Origin of the sequence: Bradyrhizobium sp. HKCCYLRH3073, from assembly GCF_051167995.1 — a bacterium.
Lineage (GTDB): Bacteria > Pseudomonadota > Alphaproteobacteria > Rhizobiales > Xanthobacteraceae > Bradyrhizobium.
In genome coordinates, this window is the sequence record NZ_JBNPUD010000007.1 from 250,871 (window position 1) to 267,235 (window position 16,365).

General features: G+C 66.4%; 17 protein-coding genes. 4 read left to right on the top strand and 13 right to left on the bottom strand.

What is annotated here, in order from left to right; genetic code table 11:
- Window positions 1-13: 13 nt before the first annotated feature.
- From ACQR1X_RS18660 to ACQR1X_RS18700, 9 genes are all read right to left on the bottom strand, one after another.
- Window positions 14-280 (bottom strand): hypothetical protein, encoded by a 267-nt coding sequence (locus ACQR1X_RS18660; RefSeq protein ID WP_315740271.1) that lies wholly within the window; start codon window positions 278-280, stop codon window positions 14-16.
- A gap of 61 nt (window positions 281-341) precedes the next feature.
- The gene (locus tag ACQR1X_RS18665) at window positions 342-602 is read right to left on the bottom strand and encodes a hypothetical protein (RefSeq protein ID WP_434874495.1); all 261 of its coding nucleotides are present in this window, start codon (window positions 600-602) and stop codon (window positions 342-344) included.
- 1,072 nt (window positions 603-1,674) lie between these two features.
- Window positions 1,675-3,153 (bottom strand): Asp-tRNA(Asn)/Glu-tRNA(Gln) amidotransferase subunit GatB, encoded by a 1,479-nt coding sequence (gatB, locus tag ACQR1X_RS18670; protein ID WP_434838245.1) that lies wholly within the window; start codon window positions 3,151-3,153, stop codon window positions 1,675-1,677.
- A 4-nt stretch (window positions 3,154-3,157) separates the two neighbouring features.
- Window positions 3,158-3,454: a hypothetical protein gene (locus ACQR1X_RS18675; protein ID WP_316237456.1), complete on the bottom strand. Its 297-nt coding sequence runs from the start codon at window positions 3,452-3,454 to the stop codon at window positions 3,158-3,160.
- Window positions 3,445-4,920 (bottom strand): Asp-tRNA(Asn)/Glu-tRNA(Gln) amidotransferase subunit GatA, encoded by a 1,476-nt coding sequence (gene gatA, locus ACQR1X_RS18680; protein ID WP_316237457.1) that lies wholly within the window; start codon window positions 4,918-4,920, stop codon window positions 3,445-3,447. The genes ACQR1X_RS18675 and gatA overlap by 10 nt, the downstream gene beginning before the upstream one ends.
- Entirely contained in the window at window positions 4,917-5,153 is a 237-nt protein-coding gene (locus ACQR1X_RS18685; RefSeq protein WP_316237458.1) for a hypothetical protein, read from the bottom strand. Before ACQR1X_RS18685 ends, gatA begins: the two co-directional genes overlap by 4 nt.
- 80 nt (window positions 5,154-5,233) lie before the next feature.
- Window positions 5,234-5,521, bottom strand: a complete 288-nt coding sequence (gene gatC, locus ACQR1X_RS18690) for an Asp-tRNA(Asn)/Glu-tRNA(Gln) amidotransferase subunit GatC (RefSeq protein ID WP_315804081.1) — start codon at window positions 5,519-5,521, stop codon at window positions 5,234-5,236.
- Between the two features lie 120 nt (window positions 5,522-5,641).
- Complete coding sequence (locus tag ACQR1X_RS18695; protein ID WP_434899340.1) at window positions 5,642-6,718, bottom strand: NAD(P)H-dependent flavin oxidoreductase; 1,077 nt, start codon at window positions 6,716-6,718, stop codon at window positions 5,642-5,644.
- Window positions 6,719-6,727: 9 nt separating this feature from the next.
- Window positions 6,728-7,714 carry an NAD(P)H-dependent flavin oxidoreductase gene (locus ACQR1X_RS18700; RefSeq protein ID WP_434899341.1) on the bottom strand — a complete coding sequence of 329 codons (987 nt, stop codon included), beginning with the start codon at window positions 7,712-7,714 and terminating at the stop codon, window positions 6,728-6,730.
- 103 nt (window positions 7,715-7,817) lie between these two features.
- On the opposite strand from ACQR1X_RS18700, the gene ACQR1X_RS18705 reads away from it, so the two are divergent.
- A complete protein-coding gene (locus tag ACQR1X_RS18705; RefSeq protein WP_434899342.1) occupies window positions 7,818-8,708 on the top strand; it encodes a LysR substrate-binding domain-containing protein in 891 nt (296 codons plus the stop codon).
- Between the two features lie 227 nt (window positions 8,709-8,935).
- A complete protein-coding gene (locus tag ACQR1X_RS18710) occupies window positions 8,936-9,871 on the top strand; it encodes a cyclase family protein (protein ID WP_434899343.1) in 936 nt (311 codons plus the stop codon).
- 46 nt (window positions 9,872-9,917) lie between these two features.
- On the opposite strand, the gene ACQR1X_RS18715 is transcribed toward ACQR1X_RS18710, so the two are convergent.
- Window positions 9,918-11,507, bottom strand: a complete 1,590-nt coding sequence (locus ACQR1X_RS18715; protein ID WP_434899344.1) for an ABC-F family ATP-binding cassette domain-containing protein — start codon at window positions 11,505-11,507, stop codon at window positions 9,918-9,920.
- A 171-nt stretch (window positions 11,508-11,678) separates the two neighbouring features.
- Between ACQR1X_RS18715 and ruvX the strand changes: the two genes are divergently transcribed.
- Together ruvX and ACQR1X_RS18725 are read left to right on the top strand one after the other, a co-directional pair.
- The gene (gene ruvX / locus ACQR1X_RS18720; RefSeq protein ID WP_434899345.1) at window positions 11,679-12,164 is read left to right on the top strand and encodes a Holliday junction resolvase RuvX; all 486 of its coding nucleotides are present in this window, start codon (window positions 11,679-11,681) and stop codon (window positions 12,162-12,164) included.
- Window positions 12,165-12,167: 3 nt separating this feature from the next.
- Complete coding sequence (locus tag ACQR1X_RS18725; protein ID WP_434899346.1) at window positions 12,168-13,091, top strand: AEC family transporter; 924 nt, start codon at window positions 12,168-12,170, stop codon at window positions 13,089-13,091.
- A 9-nt stretch (window positions 13,092-13,100) separates the two neighbouring features.
- Here the strand turns inward: ACQR1X_RS18725 and ACQR1X_RS18730 are convergent, their stop codons facing one another.
- Genes ACQR1X_RS18730 through ACQR1X_RS18740 form a run of 3 tightly spaced genes read right to left on the bottom strand, consistent with a single transcriptional unit; the run spans window position 13,101 to window position 16,313 of the window.
- On the bottom strand, window positions 13,101-13,925 hold the full coding sequence (locus ACQR1X_RS18730) for a CPBP family intramembrane glutamic endopeptidase (protein WP_434899347.1): 825 nt from the start codon (window positions 13,923-13,925) through the stop codon (window positions 13,101-13,103).
- Window positions 13,922-15,565, bottom strand: coding sequence for an acyl-CoA dehydrogenase family protein (locus ACQR1X_RS18735; RefSeq protein ID WP_434899348.1), 1,644 nt, complete (start codon window positions 15,563-15,565; stop codon window positions 13,922-13,924). The genes ACQR1X_RS18730 and ACQR1X_RS18735 overlap by 4 nt, the downstream gene beginning before the upstream one ends.
- 22 nt (window positions 15,566-15,587) lie before the next feature.
- The gene (locus ACQR1X_RS18740) at window positions 15,588-16,313 is read right to left on the bottom strand and encodes a M15 family metallopeptidase (protein WP_434899389.1); all 726 of its coding nucleotides are present in this window, start codon (window positions 16,311-16,313) and stop codon (window positions 15,588-15,590) included.
- Window positions 16,314-16,365: the final 52 nt, after the last annotated feature.

Here is a 16,365-nt window from a genome sequence, read left to right on the forward strand (position 1 = left end):
CGGCTTGGCTCGCTCAGTGCGCGGTCATCCAGGCGCGCGCCTCGCGCTGCGCGGTCGCGATCTCGGCGTCCGACATCTGCTCGGCGACCTCGCGGCGCATAGCCACGGCATCGACGCGGCCCCTGAGGGCGGCGAGATTGAACCATTTGTGCGCGGCGATCAGATCGACCGCACCGTCGCGACCGCTCGCATAGAGCATGCCGAGCTCGAACAGCACATCGCCGCTGGCGCCCTGCTCCGCGGTGGTCACGTCATCGAAATTGAGTTGTCCCTGAAACATCGTCGCTCTCCTTCGCTTCGAGGAGGCGGCTGGTCACCCGAGCACGCCCCCGTCCAACTGTTCAACGCCTGGTTATCCCCATGCCGTCTCGCGGCTTATGCGCGAAGGATGACCGATCAAGTTTGAAAGGCAGTTTAAACATCGTGCTGAACGAGCCCTGAACGCGGAACCCCGCATTTTCCGGGGCCGGGTTCAATGCATTGATTCGAAATGGATTCTTCAACTCGGCAAAGAGCGGTTTACCGTTCTGTTTGGCAAACTCATAACCATCCGCGAAAGCGCCTCGCCGCGCTGGCGCGGAGCGCACCACGCCGCTGGTCAACAGCCGCACCGCGACTGGACACGTCCCGATAGCACGTGCAGGAGATTGCGCAGCGCGAGCACGCCTGCGCCGAGCTGCTGATGATGCTGTTCGTCTATGGGGAGGTTGGAGGCACACAGTCGCCAAGGGCGCGGTGCTCAGGGATCGAGGGCGTCGGCGAACACGTCAGGATCAGATCCCACTCTGGCTGATAGCCGCTCGTGAGATTGCAGACCGGAAACGCGATCTGCACCGAACGAAGAAATCCTGTTTCTTCTGCCGGACCGCACCGCGAGCGAAGCCGCTCTCGAGTTCGATCCGACCGTTGACCTGATGTCTCGCCGACACCCTCTATCGTCTGTTGGAGCTTCAGGAGATTTGCCCGGCTCTCGAGGAGCCATGCAGACCTAACGTTCCAACGACGTGCCGGCATCAGCTGCCGGACTCATCTCGCAGAGGACTGCGAGAGTTACTTCTTCTTGGCGACCTTCTTGGTCTTCTTGGCAGTCTTCTTCGCCGCGGTCTTCGCGACCTTCTTCACTGCCTTCTTCGCCTTCTTCGCTTTCTTGGCCATGTTGCCCTCCGATGTGAGATGGCTTAGTCGATGCGTGCACTCGGGAATCGAGCTGCACTCCTCATCGATACACCAACGAGTGAAAAAAAACAGCTTCCGGCTTAAGGAAGTGTTGACAGGCGCGCGCGCACGCGGCTGGCGCAACGCGCGAAGCAGCGCGTCGATCGATCGCGAAAATCCAAACGTCTCTCTGCGCAAGGCCGCGATCGCAACTAATCGCGATTGCGCAAAAAGCCTGTGCTGCAAGTATTTTTCTGAGCGACTGAACGGCACGTCGCACGCGGCGACGCCGGCGTGTCGGCGTGCAGACTCGCACCGCGAGAGCAACGCGCGGACTCTGAGTCGTAAATTTTGGCAACGAAAAAATTTTCATTGCACACGCCCTCGTGTGCGTTCGAACGCTCGGCAATGGTGGCTTTTTTGCGAATCGCACGCGGCGATTCGCCGGACCGCGGCGCCAAAACAAAACGGCGCGCACCCTCGTGCGCGCCGCCGGAACGAAGACGAGCGACCGTCGTTTCAGATGCCGAGCTTGCTCTTCAGGAGATCGTTCACCGCCTGCGGATTGGCCTTGCCGCCCGACGACTTCATCACCTGACCGACGAACCAGCCGGCGAGCTGAGGCTTGGCCTTCGCCTGCGCGACCTTGTCCGGATTGGCGGCGATGATCTCGTCGACGACCTTCTCGATCGCGCCGAGATCGGTCACCTGCTTCATGCCGCGGCTCTCGACCAGCTCGCGCGGGTCGCCGCCTTCGCTCCAGACGATCTCGAACAGGTCCTTGGCGATCTTGCCGGAGATCGTGCCTTCGCCGATCAGCGCGACGATCGCCGCAAGCTGAGACGCCGAGACGGGCGACGACGCGATGTCGCGGCCTTCCTTGTTCAGCCGGCCGAACAGCTCGTTGATCACCCAGTTGGCGGCGAGCTTGCCGTCGCGCGCCCGGTCGGACAGCGCCTCCAGGACGGCCTCGTAGAACGCGGCGCTCTCGCGCTCGGCGACCAGCACGGAGGCGTCGTAGGGCGACAGGCCGAAATCCGCGATGAAGCGCGCCTTCTTCTGGTCCGGCAGCTCCGGCAGCGCCGCCTTCAGCTCGTCGACGAAGGACTGCGAGAACTCCAGCGGCAGCAGGTCCGGGTCGGGGAAGTAACGGTAATCATGCGCCTCCTCCTTGGAGCGCATCGAGCGCGTCTCGCCCTTGTCGGGATCGAACCGGCGGGTTTCCTGCTCGATCGTGCCGCCGTCCTCGATGATCTCGATCTGGCGCCGCGCCTCGGCCTCGACCGCCTGGCCGATGAAGCTGATCGAGTTGATGTTCTTGATCTCGCAGCGGGTGCCGAGCGGAGCCCCCGGCTTGCGCACGGAGACGTTGACGTCGGCGCGCAGGGAGCCCTTCTCCATGTCGCCGTCGCAGGTGCCGAGATAGCGCATGATCGAGCGCAGCTTGGTCACATAGGCCTTGGCCTGCTCGGCGTCGCGGATGTCAGGCTTGGAGACGATCTCCATCAGCGCCACGCCGCAGCGGTTGAAGTCGATATAGGACAGCGACGGCGACTGGTCGTGCAGCATCTTGCCCGGATCCTGCTCGATGTGCAGGCGCTCGATGCCAACAGTGGCGGTCCTGCCGCCGTCGAGCTCGACCGTGACCTCGCCCTCGCCGACGATCGGGTCCTTGTACTGGCTGATCTGGTAGCCCTGCGGCAGGTCGGGGTAGAAATAGTTCTTGCGGTCGAACACCGAGCGCAGGTTGATCTTGGCATTGAGCCCGAGCCCGGTGCGCACGGCCTGCCGCACGCACTCCTCGTTGATGACCGGCAGCATGCCCGGCATCGCCACGTCGACCAGCGAGACGTGGCTGTTGGGATCGCCGCCGAAGGCGGTGGAGGCGCCCGAGAACAGTTTCGACTTCGAGGTGACCTGGGCATGGATCTCCATGCCGATCACGACCTCCCAGTCGCCGGTGGCGCCCTTCATCAGCTTGCCGCTGGTTGCCGTCATGGCTCTAACTCCCAAGCAGTGCGGAGACGATCCGCTCGAATTCGATAACCAACGCATCTTTCGCGACCGGCTGCCCGGCCTGGCGATACCAGTAGCCGGCATTGCCGAGGTCGCCCTCGACGCGATGCAGATGTGCGTGCGCCCAGGCCGCGTCGCGGCCGGGCTCGTCCTGAATGATCTTGTGCGCCCGGTCCCAGTCGCCCTTCGCCAGCCACCACAGGCCGGTGAGCACCGGCGTCAGGCCGGCCGCGGGCGCGTCGCCCGCGAGGCTCGTCTTGAAATCGGCGACGCTTACCACCACCGAACCGGCGTGAAGCGTCCCGCCGCCTGCTCGATGACCTCGCCGAGCGAGAACAGCGTCTCCTCGTCGAACGGCCGGCCGATCAGCTGCAAGCCCAGCGGCAGCCCCTGGCTGTCCTTGCCGGCGGGCACCGCGATGCCCGGCAGGCCGGCCATGTTCACGGTCACCGTGAAGATGTCGTTGAGATACATCTCGACCGGATCGGCGCCGCCCTTCTCGCCGATGCCGAAGGCGGCCGACGGCGTCGCCGGCGTCAGGATCGCGCTCACGCCCTGGGCGAAGCAGTCCTCGAAATCCTTCTTGATGAGGGTCCGGACCTTCTGCGCCCGGATGTAATAGGCGTCGTAATAGCCGGCCGACAGCACATAGGTGCCGATCATGACGCGTCGCCGCACCTCGGGCCCGAAGCCCTCGGCCCTTGTGTTCTCGTACAGCTCGCCAATCGACTTGCCGGGCACGCGCAGACCGTAGCGGACGCCGTCGTAGCGGGCGAGGTTGGAGGACGCCTCGGCCGGTGCCACGATGTAATACGCCGGCAGCGCATATTTGGTGTGCGGCAGCGACACCTCGACGGTTTCTGCGCCGGCGGCTTCCAGCCACTTGCGACCCTCGCTCCAGAGCTTTTCGATCTCGGCCGGCATGCCGTCGAGCCGATACTCCTTGGGGATGCCGATCTTCATGCCCTTCACGGACTTGCCGATCGCGGCCTCGTAGTCCGGCACGGGGATGTCGACCGAGGTGGTGTCCTTCGGGTCGTGGCCGGCCATCGAGCGCAACAGGATCGCCGCATCGCGGGTCGAACGCGCGATCGGGCCGGCCTGGTCGAGCGAGGAGGCGAAGGCGACGATGCCCCAGCGCGAGCAGCGGCCATAGGTCGGCTTGATGCCGACGGTGGCGGTGAACGCCGCGGGCTGGCGGATCGAGCCGCCGGTGTCGGTCGCGGTCGCGCCCATGCACAAGAGCGCCGCCACCGCCGACGCCGAGCCGCCGGACGAGCCGCCCGGCACCAGCGTGGTGTTGGAGCCCTCGCGGCGCCAGGGATTGCCGACCGGGCCGAAGCACGAGGTCTCGTTGGACGAGCCCATCGCGAACTCGTCATTGTTGAGCTTGCCGAGCATGACGGCGCCGTCGCGCCACAGCTGCGAGGTCACGGTCGACTCGTAGGTCGGGACGAAGTTGCCGAGGATCTTCGAGCACGCCGTGGTACGGACGTCCTTGGTGGCGAACAGGTCCTTGATCCCGAGCGGAATGCCGGCCAGCGGCCCGCCCTCACCCCTGGTGATCTTGGCGTCGGCGTCGCGCGCCATCGCGCGCGCCTGGTCCGGCGTCTCCATCACGAAGGCATTGAGCGCCCGCGCCTCCTCGATCGCCTTGAGATGGGCGTCGGTCAGCTCGAGCGACGTGAAGGTCTTGCTCGCGAGACCCTTGCGGGCCTCGGCGAGCGTCAGCGAAGTCAAATCGGTCATTTGTTGATCGGGCTGCAGAAGAACGGGGAGAGCGTCTTGTCGTCGTCGGCGTCGTCCGCGAAGAACTTGTTCTTCGCAGGGGAGGCTTTCTTGGTATTGGCGGCCGCTTCGAGCTGGTCGAGGATCTCGTTGACGGCCTTGTCCGGGTCGGCGGCCTTGCCCTGCCGCTCCATGGCGTCGAGATAGTCCATATAGGCCTTGTAGGCCGCTTCATCGTCGCAGAGCAGGCACATCGGCGTTGGCTCGCTTGTCGGTTTGAAGGAGCGGATCACGCGCGACGGGCGCGCGGACCTGCCTCGGCTATTCCACCTGGCTATTCCACGACCTTCGGCACGAGAAAGAAGTTGTTCTCGGTCATCGGCGCGTTCTTGACGATGTCGTCGGCGATGTCGCCGTCGGTGACGACGTCCTGGCGCTTCTTCATCGCCATCGGGGTCACCGAGGTCATCGGCTCGACGCCCTCGACATTGACCTCCGAGAGCTGCTCGACGAAGGCCAGCATCGCATTGAGCTCGCCCTGCAGATGCGGGACCTCGGCGTCAGTGACAGCGATCCGCGCCAATTGCGCGATCTTGCGGACGGTGGCGGCATCGACCGACATTATATAGGGCCTCACGGGAAACAGTGAACCCGCCCTATAGCAGAGCCGGCTTTCGCGCCGCAACCGGCAGCCTCCGGACTTTCCCAGGGCACCGCCCCGCCCGTGACGCCGCCTTTGGCGTCAGCCCGCCAGCTTCGCAAGCCGCGCCAGCGCCTGTTCGGCCAGCGTCCGCGTCAGCTCGGCCCCCGGCAGCTCGCGGCCGAGCGGCAGCGCCTGCCCGGCCCAGAGATTGGTGAAATCGACCTTGCCCTGCTTCTCCGCGGCCGCCTTGAGCGGGCCGAGCGCGGTCGCGGCATGAGGAAACGCCGGCGCGTCCGACGAGATCGGCCCGACCTCGCGCATCACCCGGTTGGCGACGCCGCGCGCGAGCCGGCCGGTCATCACGTTGGTAATAACGGTGGATTCGTCATCGGCGGCGGCAAGCGCGGCACGCGCCAGCACGCTGACCTTGGATTCGGGGCAGCGCAGATAGGCGCTGCCGATCTGCACGCCGGAGGCGCCGAGCGCGAACGCCGCGGCGATGCCGCGCGCATCGGCGATGCCGCCCGCCGCGATCACCGGGACATCAACTGCATCGACGATCTGCGGCACCAGCGCAAACGTCCCGACCTGCTCGGCGAGTTTGTCGGTCAGGAACATGCCGCGATGGCCGCCCGCTTCCGCACCTTGCGCGATGATGACGTCGGCGCCGTTCCGCTCCAGCCACACCGCCTCGCGCACCACGGTCGCGGACGCCATCACGACCGCGCCTGTCGCCTTCACGCGGGCCAGCAGCGACGGCTCGGGCAGGCCAAAATGGAAGCTGATGATCTCCGGCTTCAACTCCTCGACGACGGCGCACATCGCGGCATCGAACGGCGCACGGTTCGCAGCCGCCACCGGAGCCGCCGGATCGACGCCATATTCCCTGTAATAGGCCCCGAGCCGCTGCTTCCAGCCGGCCTCACGAGCCGCATCCGCCTCGACCGGCGTATGGCAGAAGAAGTTCACATTGATCGGCGCCGACACGCGCTGGCGGATGATGTTGACCTGCTCGCGCGCCTTGTCCGCGGAGAGCATGGCACAGGGCAGCGAGCCGAGCCCCCCGCCTTGCGCCACCGCGATGACGAGATCGGCATCCATCACGCCGGCCATCGGCGCGAGCACGATCGGGTGCTCGGTCTTGATGAGGTCCAGAAACCGGCGATCGGGCCACATGGTCTGCTCCTATTGCTTGGCGAAGACGGCGGACGAGTTGCGCCGCCCTTGCAGAATCTGCTCGGCCTCATCGACGATACGCGCGACGATCTCGGCGGCTGGCGCGACATCATGGATCAGGCCGACCGCCTCGCCGGCAATGACAGCGGCGATGTCGAAATTGCCCTCGGTCCGAGCCTTCACATAGTCCGCCGACACGTTCTCGACCTGCTGCAGCAGCTCGACCTCGCGCCCCATCCAGCGCCGCGCATGGTCGTTGACCAGGCAGCGTCCGGTAAACGGCGCCGGCCAGACATTGTTGCGCGACAGGTCGAAGAGGATGCCGCGCACGGTCTCGCCCGCTTTCGCCGCGCAGATGCGCCGCTTGGCTTCATCGGCGCCGTTCGCCTCACGGCTGGCATAGAAGCGCGTGCCGAGCAGCACGCCATCCGCGCCCAGCATCAACATCGCAGCAAGGCCGCGGCCATCGGCAAGACCGCCGGCCGCCGCTACCGGCACTCGGCCCGCGGCGAGGTCGACGATCGCCGGCACGATATCAAGCGTGGTCCGCGACGCGCCATGGCCGCCCGCCTCGGTTCCTTGCGCAACCAGGATGTCGGCACCCGCCGCAATCGCCTGCTCGGCCATCGCCTCGTCCTGCACCTGGCAGATCAGCAAACTGCCGGCCTGCTTGATTGCCGGCGCAAACCGCGCGGGATCGCCGAATGACAGCATGATTGCCGCAGGCCTCGCGGCGAGCGCCACGTCGAGCAGATCAGGCTGCTTCGCCAGCGACCAGGTGATGAAGCCGATGCCGAACGGCACGGGCAGGCCTTCAAGCTTTGCGGCCTCTTGCGCGAGCCAGGTTCGGTTACCGTAGCCGCCACCGAGAATACCGAATCCCCCGGCGTCGCTGACCGCACGCACGAGGCGCGCATCGGCAATCAGATCCATCGGCGCCAGCAGGATCGGCCGGCTGATGCCGAGCTTCTCCGTCAACGCCGTCCGCAGTGGCATGAAAGTCTCCTCAACTCTGGACGGCGACTTTAGGCGCGGCTAGCATTCTCTCAAAATGAATACTTGAGAACTCTGCCATCGCAGATTCAAAACGGAGATCGGCGTGGAACTGAGCGACCTCCAAACCTTTGCAGCCGTCGCGCGCAGCGGCGGCATCACCCGCGCTGCTGAGGCCCTTAACACGGTGCAGTCCAACGTGACCCAGCGGATCAAGGCGCTGGAAGGTGAGATCGGCACCGCACTGTTCGAGCGGCACAGCCGCGGCATGACCCTGACCAATGCCGGGCTGCGACTCCTGCCTTACGCCGACCGGATGGCGGCGCTGTCGCGCGAAGCGCTGCTGGCCGCGCGCGATGACGGCGAGCCGAAGGGACCGCTGACGATCGGCTCGATGGAGACGACCGCCGCCGTGCGCCTGCCGACGTTGCTCGCGGATTTTCATCGGCGCTTCCCGGCTGTCGCCCTCGGTCTGCGCACGGCGCCAACTGCCGAGCTCGTGGCCGCCGTGCTCGACGGGACGCTCGATGGCGCCTTCGTGGCCGGCCCGATCGAACATCCCGAGCTCTCGGGCATCATCGCCTTCGAGGAAGAGCTGGTGCTGGTGACGGCCCGGCGCTTTGAAAGCCTGTCGGCCATGCGTGCGGCCACGGCTGCCTCCGGCCCGACGGCGCTGGTCTTCAGGGCCGGCTGCACCTACCGGCAGCGGCTGGAGCAGGTCTTCAACGACTTCGGCTGGCCTGCGGCCGCGCGCATCGAGCTCGGCACGCTCGACGGCATGATCGGCTGCGTCGCCGCAGGCATGGGCGTCGCGCTGCTGCCACGCGCCGTGGTGACGCGAAACGAGATGATCGGCAGCGTCAGCCTGCACACGCTCGATCCAGGTCATGCACGAGTCGAAACCCTGTTCATCCACCGCCGCGCGGCGCATCGCAGCAGCGGCCTCTCGGCCTTCATGGCCGGACTCGCCGGCCGGGACCACGACATCGCAGCCTGACGCGATTCATTCAAAGATTGTGCTGAGCAACGCCGGCCAACGGCGCATTCTATTGCGCGAAATGACGTTTCCGCGCAGGAAAAACGGCCATTTCGACCGATGCGACTTTCGGGCGCTGTGCAGCGCACGCGCGCGAGAATAGCTTTGTCTGGTCATCCTTTACTACGTTAGGATGCAGCGCTGGCCAGCGCGAAAACAACAAACATCAACATGTCGGAGGAAATGCGATGCGCAACGCGTTCGTGTTGGGCTGCTCGATTGCCATGATGGGTGCGATCGGGACGGCCAAAGCCCAGGACTGGACGAAATCGAAATGGGGGCCGAACGACGAGATTGGCGCGGCCAACTACATCACGCCGGAGCTCGTGGTCAAAGCCGCCTCGCTGGTGAAGACCGGCAAGACCTATCCGCTCGGCATGATCATCGACTCCAAGACCCCCGCCTACCCGCCGCGCTCGTTCAAAATCACGGTGGTGCAGCCGGGACAGGCGGGCATTCCCGGACTCGGGCCCAACAAGGCGACCTACAATGACGACATCGTCGAGGGCTGGGTCGGTGTCGGAAGCCAGATTGACGGTCTCGGCCATCTCGGTATCGAGCACGTCTACTACAACGGCAACAAGCTGCTCGATTTCGCCGATCCGACCGGCCTGAAGAAGCTCGGTATCGAGAAGGTGCCGCCGCTGGTCGCACGCGGCGTGCTGCTCGACATGGCCGCCTATTATAACACCGACGTGGTCAAGGAAGGCACGGCGTTCAACGTCAAGGAGATCGAGGAGGCCGCCAAGAAACAGGGTGTCGAAATCCGCCAGGGCGACATCGTCATCTTCCACACCGGCTGGCTCGGTCTGATCGGCAAGGACGACAAGCGCTACGGCGCCGGTGAGCCGGGTCTCGGCGTCGAAGGCGCGAAATACCTGACCTCGAAGGGCGTGGTCGCCGTCGGCGCCGACAATTGGGCGGTGGAGGCGATCCCGTTCGAGTCCAACAACCTGTTCGAGGTGCACCAGATCCTGCTCGCGATGAACGGAACCTACATCCTGGAGAACATGGACACCGCTGAGCTCGCCAAGGACAAGGGCTACGAGTTCCTGTTCGTCCTGGGCCAGCCGCGCTGGCGCGGCGGCGTCCAGGGCATGATCAACCCGATCGCGATCCGGTAGCTCATTGAATCGCATCTGCTTTGCGGGCACGGTCTGCCGTGCCCGCTCAGCCATTCACAACGAACTCCCCGGCAATGCCGATCGCCGCAAGAAATGACGGGTCGTGGCTGACGACCAGCAGCGCGCCGTCGAAGTCGCGCAGCGCCCGCTCCAGGATCTCGATCGAGAAAATGTCGAGATGGTTGGTCGGCTCATCGAGCAGCAACAGCCATGGCGGACGCTCGCCGCCGAACGTGCAGGCAAGGCCCGCGCGCAGGCGCTCGCCGCCGGACAGCGTCTCCACCGTCTGCTCGGCGTCGCGGTTGCGGAATGCGAAGCGCGCGCAGGCTGCATGCGCCGCTTCGGCGCCGAGCGCCGGATGGAGGCGGCGGAAATTGCCGATGATGCTGTCGCTGCGATCCAGCAACGCGACGTGTTGATCCAGCATCGCGATACGCCCGTCGGCGCGCCGGACCGTTCCATCGGTCAGCGGAATCGCGCCGATCGCGGCCCTGAGCAGCGTGGTCTTGCCTGCGCCATTGCGTCCGGTGATCGCGATCCGCTGCCGGCCCCTGACACCGAGCGTCCAGGGACCGAACCTCCTGTCGCCGGCGCTCACGACCGCGTCCTCCATCGCAAGCAGCTCGGTGCCGGCGCCGAGCCCGGTCGGCGGCAGGACCATCGAGAGCGGCGTCAGCACCTCCACATGTTGTCGCGCCTGTTCTGCTCGCTCGGCCGCTTCGGTGATCATGCGCTCGGCGAGCCGCTGCGATCGCCCGCCGGTCGTCTCGGCCCGCTCGGCTCGGGCGCCCAGCATGATCCTCGGGGCCGAGCCGGCGGCGGCGAAAGCACGGCCGGCCTTGTCCTTGCGCGCCTTGGCTTCGCGCTGGCGCTGCACGGCGCGGCTGACATCCCGCACATGCGCATCGGCGCGGTCCAGCGCGATCGCTGCACGCGCCCGCGCATCCTCCCGCGCCTGCGTAAAAATCGTCCAGCCGCCACCGACGATGTGGACCCCGACCGGGGTGAGCTCCACGATCCGGTCCATCATCTCCAGCAGCGCGCGGTCATGACTGGCGACCAGCACGCCGCCGCGCCAGCGCCGCATCAGCCGGCCGACGGCGTCGCGGCCCTCGGCATCGAGATTGTTGGTGGGCTCGTCGAGCAGCAGCAGATCCGGCGCCTCGATCAGCAGCCGCGCGATGCCGATGCGCGTCCGCTCGCCGCCGCTGAGCGAGTCCATCGAGCGATCGAGCGCAATTCCGGCGAGGCCCGCCTCGGTCAGCGCGTCGTCGACACGACTCGGCAGGCTCCAATCCGCGCGCGCGAGATCATCGGCAAGATCGGCGTCCTGGCTCTTTCCCGCGACGATACGGCCGATGACCGCAAGATCACCGGCGACGCCGAGCGCCTCGTCGACACGCAGACCGGGATCCCAGTGCTGCGCCAGAAGGCCGAGCGCCCCGCTGCGCGTCACCGCTCCGGCCGCCGGCTCCGAGACGCCAGCGACGATGCGGAGCAAGGTCGACTTGCCGGAGCCGTTGCGGCCGACCAGACCGACGCGCTCGGCGCCGATCGAGAGCGTGAGATTGTCGAAGAGAGGATGACCGTCAGGTGTCGCGGCGGCGACCGCGTCGAGCGTCAGACAGGAGGACATGAGCGACCGTGATGGCAGAGGACACAAAGCGGCGGGCAATGTTGGTCCTGCGATCCACGGCACCACTCCTGTTCACGGTACGATGCTCCATATAGAACGATGGCAGCGGAGCGACAAGCCATGCGCCTACCGTGCTGGCTCGGGGGATGTACCCATGCTAAGCGGCGCGCCATGCCCGCTCCCATCCTTCCCCTCATCGACGCCGCCGGCCGCTGGCCCGAGCGCGGGGCGCTTGTCGGCCTCGATCTCGGCACCAAGACCATCGGCGTCGCCGTGTCGGATCCCGACCGGAGGCTCGCCACCGGCGTCGAGACCATCCAGCGCAAGGCCTTCAAGGCCGATGCTGTCAGACTGCTGGCGATTTGCGCCGAGCGCAAGGTGGTCGGCTTGGTGCTGGGCCTGCCGATCAACATGGATGGCAGCGAAGGGCCGCGGGCGCAATCGACGCGGGCGTTCGCGCGCAACCTCGCGGGCATCACCGACCTGCCGATCGGCCTCTGGGACGAGCGGCTGTCGACGGCCGCCGTCGAGCGCGAGCTGATCGGCATGGATGTCAGCCGCGCCAAACGCGCCGAGGTGATCGATACGCATGCAGCGATCTTCATCCTGCAGGGCGCGCTCGATCGGCTTGCGACCTTGCGCCAGTCCGGTCGCTAGCGCATGAGCCCCGTCGCTGCGGCGCTCGCGCCGGTGTTCCTGCTGATCGTGATGGGCTTCGGCCTGCGGCGCAGCCTGATCCGGCTGGATACGCAATGGCACGGGCTCGAGCGGCTGACTTATTATGTGCTGTTTCCGGCGCTGCTGCTGCAGAGCCTGGTGAAGGCCGATCTCGGCAAGGTGCCGGTCGCAGGCATCGGCGGCGCCCTGTTCCTGGCGATGCTGGCGATGTCGGCGCTGTGCCTCGCGCTGCGGCCGCTGCTCACCCGCTCCGGCATCGATGGTCCGGCTTTCACGTCGATCTTCCAAGGGGCAACCCGCTGGCAGACCTACGTCGCGCTGAGCGTGGCGGGCAGCCTGTTCGGCCCGACCGGGCTCGCGGTGGCCTCGGTCGGCATGATCGCGATCATCCCGATGGTCAACGTATTCAGCGTCGCCGTGCTCGCCCACTATGCCTCGCCGACCCGCCGCTCGATGCGCGAGATCCTCGCCACCATCGTCCGCAATCCGCTGATCTGGGCCTGCATCGCCGGGCTCGCGCTCAACGTGGCGCATGTGCCGCTGCCAAAGCTCTGGCACGATGCCGCCGATGCGCTCGGCCAGGCCTCGCTGCCGATCGGTCTGCTGGTGACCGGCGCCGGTCTGCACTTCGAGGGCTTGCGGCGCGCCGGCCCGGCCGCCGCGCTCGGCGTCGTGCTCAAGCTGGTCCTGATGCCCCTCCTCGCTATCGGGCTTGCCGGATGGTTCGGCGTCACCGGCCCGAGCCTCGTGGTGGTCGCGATCTGCGCGGCGGTGCCGACCTCGCCGAGCGCCTATGTGCTGGCGAAGCAGATGGGCGGCGATGCGCCGCTGCTGGCGCAGATCATCTCGCTGCAGACCGTGCTGGCCGCGCTGACCATGCCGCTCGCGATCGCCTGGGCGAGCTGAACACCGCGCTCAGGAGTGGCCGCTGGCGAGCCACATGGTTTGCACCGTGGCGGCGAGGTTGTTGAGCCCGTGCAGCACCATGGTCAGATAGGTCGAGTGGGTTCGAGAGCGCAGATAGCCGAACCACACGCCGAGGGAAAACACGTTGAGCAGCGCGAACCAGTCGTACTGGAGATGCAGCACGGTCCACAGCAAGGACGACAGCACGATGGCGCCGGGCACCCGCAGGAAGGTGTCAGACCAGCCGCGATAGAGAAAGCCGCGCGCCATGAGCTCTTCCGAAACCGGCGCCGCGACGCAGAAGGCGATGACCAGCAGCCAGACCACGCCGTCGCCTCTGGCGGTCTTCAGGATGTCCACCATGAAGCTCGACGACGTGTCTCCGCGGCCGGTCAGTTGCGAAACCAGCTCCCAGCATCCCAGGATCACAACCATGCCGACAAAGCCAAAGCCGAAATTCTTCCAGCCGGTCCAGCGCAGGCCCAGATAGTCGGCGAACGACATGCGGGTGTGGCGGACGGCAAAATAGATCGGGATCAAAATGGCCGGAACGCCCATGATCGCCGACAGCGAGACCGTGAGCGACCGGCTCGCGATCTGGATCATGGCCAACTGAAACGCGGCCATGCTGTCGATTGGCCCCTCATGGCGCAGCAGGAAATAGACGATAGGAGTCAGCTGGCCGATGAAGAACACGACGATGATGAGGAGGCCCCACAGCAAGGTGCGCCAGAAGCCGAGCGTGCGCGGCTGATGCTGCGCCGGGGCGACCTGCTGCGGCGGGTTGCCCGGATCGAGGGAATCCATCACGGCGGCTTCGGGAGTGTCGGTCAAGGCAGCGTGCGCTCCAGCAAGGTACGGATGTCCGAGGGATCGAGATCGATGGCGCCGTACATGCTCGGATGAACAGCGGAAAGACGCGTCGCGGCGAACAGTTCGGCATGGCCGGGCATCACGAGGTTGAGCGCGGCGGCGGCTGCGAGCAGCGCCAGCCTCTCGACCGCGAGGCGCGCGACGCGCTCGGAATCCGATCGACGGAAGCTGGTCTCGATGAAGGCAAGCGCCTCCGCGGCGCCAGGGAGTCCGCCGGTCTCGGCTTTCAGATGCATCAGGACATGCGCGGCAGCCTCCGTCTCGCGCGACAGCGCGCGCAGCACGTCGAGGCACATCACGTTGCCCGAGCCTTCCCAGATCGCATTGACCGGCGACTCCCGGAAGTGGCGCGCGAGAATGCCGTCCTCGACATAGCCATTGCCGCCCAGGCACTCCATCGCCTCATACAGGAACGGCGGCGCGCTCTTGCAGACCCAGTATTTGATCGCGGGCGTCAACAGCCGCATGTAGGCGGCTTCGCTCGCGTCAGCCGGCGTGCGGTCGAACGCGCGGCACAGCCGCATCACCAGCGCCACCGTCGCCTCGACATGGAGAGCCATGTCGGCGAGCACCGCCTGCATCAAGGGCTGGTCGGCGAGATGCTTCTGGAACACGCTGCGATGGCGCGCATGATGCAGCGCATGCGCGAGCCCCGAGCGCATCAGGCCGGCAGACGAGATCGCGCAATCCTGCCGCGTCAGTTGCACCATCTGGATGATGGTGCTGATGCCCCTGCCCTCGTCGCCGACCCGCTCGGCATAGCTGCCTGCGAACTCCACCTCCGACGAGGCATTGGAGCGATTGCCGAGCTTGTCCTTCAAGCGTTGAAACTGGATCGCGTTCACCGCGCCATCCGGCGTGAAGCGCGGCATGAAGAAGCAGGTCAGGCCGGCATCGGCCTGCGCCAGCACCAGGAACGCGTCGCACATCGGCGCCGACATGAACCATTTGTGCCCGGTGATGCGATAGCCATCGGTCGTACGCTCAGCGCGCGTCATGTTGGCGCGCACGTCGGTCCCGCCCTGCTTCTCGGTCATGCCCATGCCGAGCGTCATGCCGCGCTTTTGCCACCACGGCGCAAACGCCGCATCGTAGTCGCGCGTGCCGATGAGGGGCATCGTCCGCGCCAGCAGGTCAGGCTGCGCGGCCAGCGCCGCCACCGAGGCCCGCGTCATCGTGATCGGACAGAGGTGTCCGCTCTCGACCTGCGAGGCGATGTAGAACTTCGCCGCGCGTACCACCTCCGACGCGCCGCCAACAGGATGGCCCCCGGCGGTCCATGTCGAATTGTGCAGGCCGGCCTCGACCGAGCGCGTCATCATCTGATGATAGGCCGGATGAAACTCGACGACGTCCCGCCGAAAGCCCTTGGCGTCGAAGCTGCGCAGCTTCGGCGTGTTCTCATTGGCGAGCCGGCCCTGCTCGGCCATCGCAGCCGAGCCCCATCGCTTGCCGAAAGCTGTCAGCTCCTGCTCAGCCCCGGCACCACCATTGGCCTTGACGGCGTCGGCCAACGGCCGGTCGGCCGTGAACAGGTCGACGTCCTCGAACGGCGGCGACTGGTTGAAGACCTCATGGGTCGCGAAGGAAGATTGCGTCATGGCCGTGCCCTGCAGAGATCGATCATCGGCGCGGCCGAATGGGAAAAACATAAGTGGTCGCGCCAGCGCCCGGCAGCGAAAAGTGCCACCACTCCTTGGCATAGTTCACAAAACCTTTCCGCGCCATCACCGCAACCAGTTCGTTGCGCCAGCGGCGCTGCTCCGGTGTCAGGTTCTGCGCAGCGGTATGGGCCTTCACGTCGGAACAATCGTAGCCGGTTCCCATGTCGACGCTGCCCTCGGGCGCGCGTAGCGCTGCGGGCGCGGTGCAGTCCGCGTAGTCCTTGGCCGGGTCGAACGCCGCGGAATTGTCGGCCGCGAGCTCGACCAGCGTGAGATCGAGCGCCGCACCCGTCGAATGGCTCGAACGCAGGGCGATATAGCCGAGACGGAACAGGTCCTGCTTGGCAACGCGCGGAGTGTAGCGGCGGCCGGCCGTGGTCTCGACGCCGTCCTGGGACCAGGCCAGCATCTCTGCGACCGCACGCACCGGCCGGTAGCAGTCGAGCATCTTCAGCGACAGGCCGCGCTGCCGCAGCTCGGCCTGAGCCGCCTGCAGCCGCCGCGCCACGTCACGCGTCACGATGCATTCGGCCGCCTCGTAGCCCGGCAAGGGTCGGCCGACGAAATTGTTGCTGCCGGCATAACGGATGTCCTGGAGGATCGTCGGGTCGATGTCGCGGAGATAGACGAAATCGAACGGCAACGCGGCCGCGCAGGCCGGCACGATCGCCGCCAGCAGGATCAGCGCATATCGGAGCGGGCCTCCTCCGACGACGGCCCGCCAGCCCCCGGTTTGG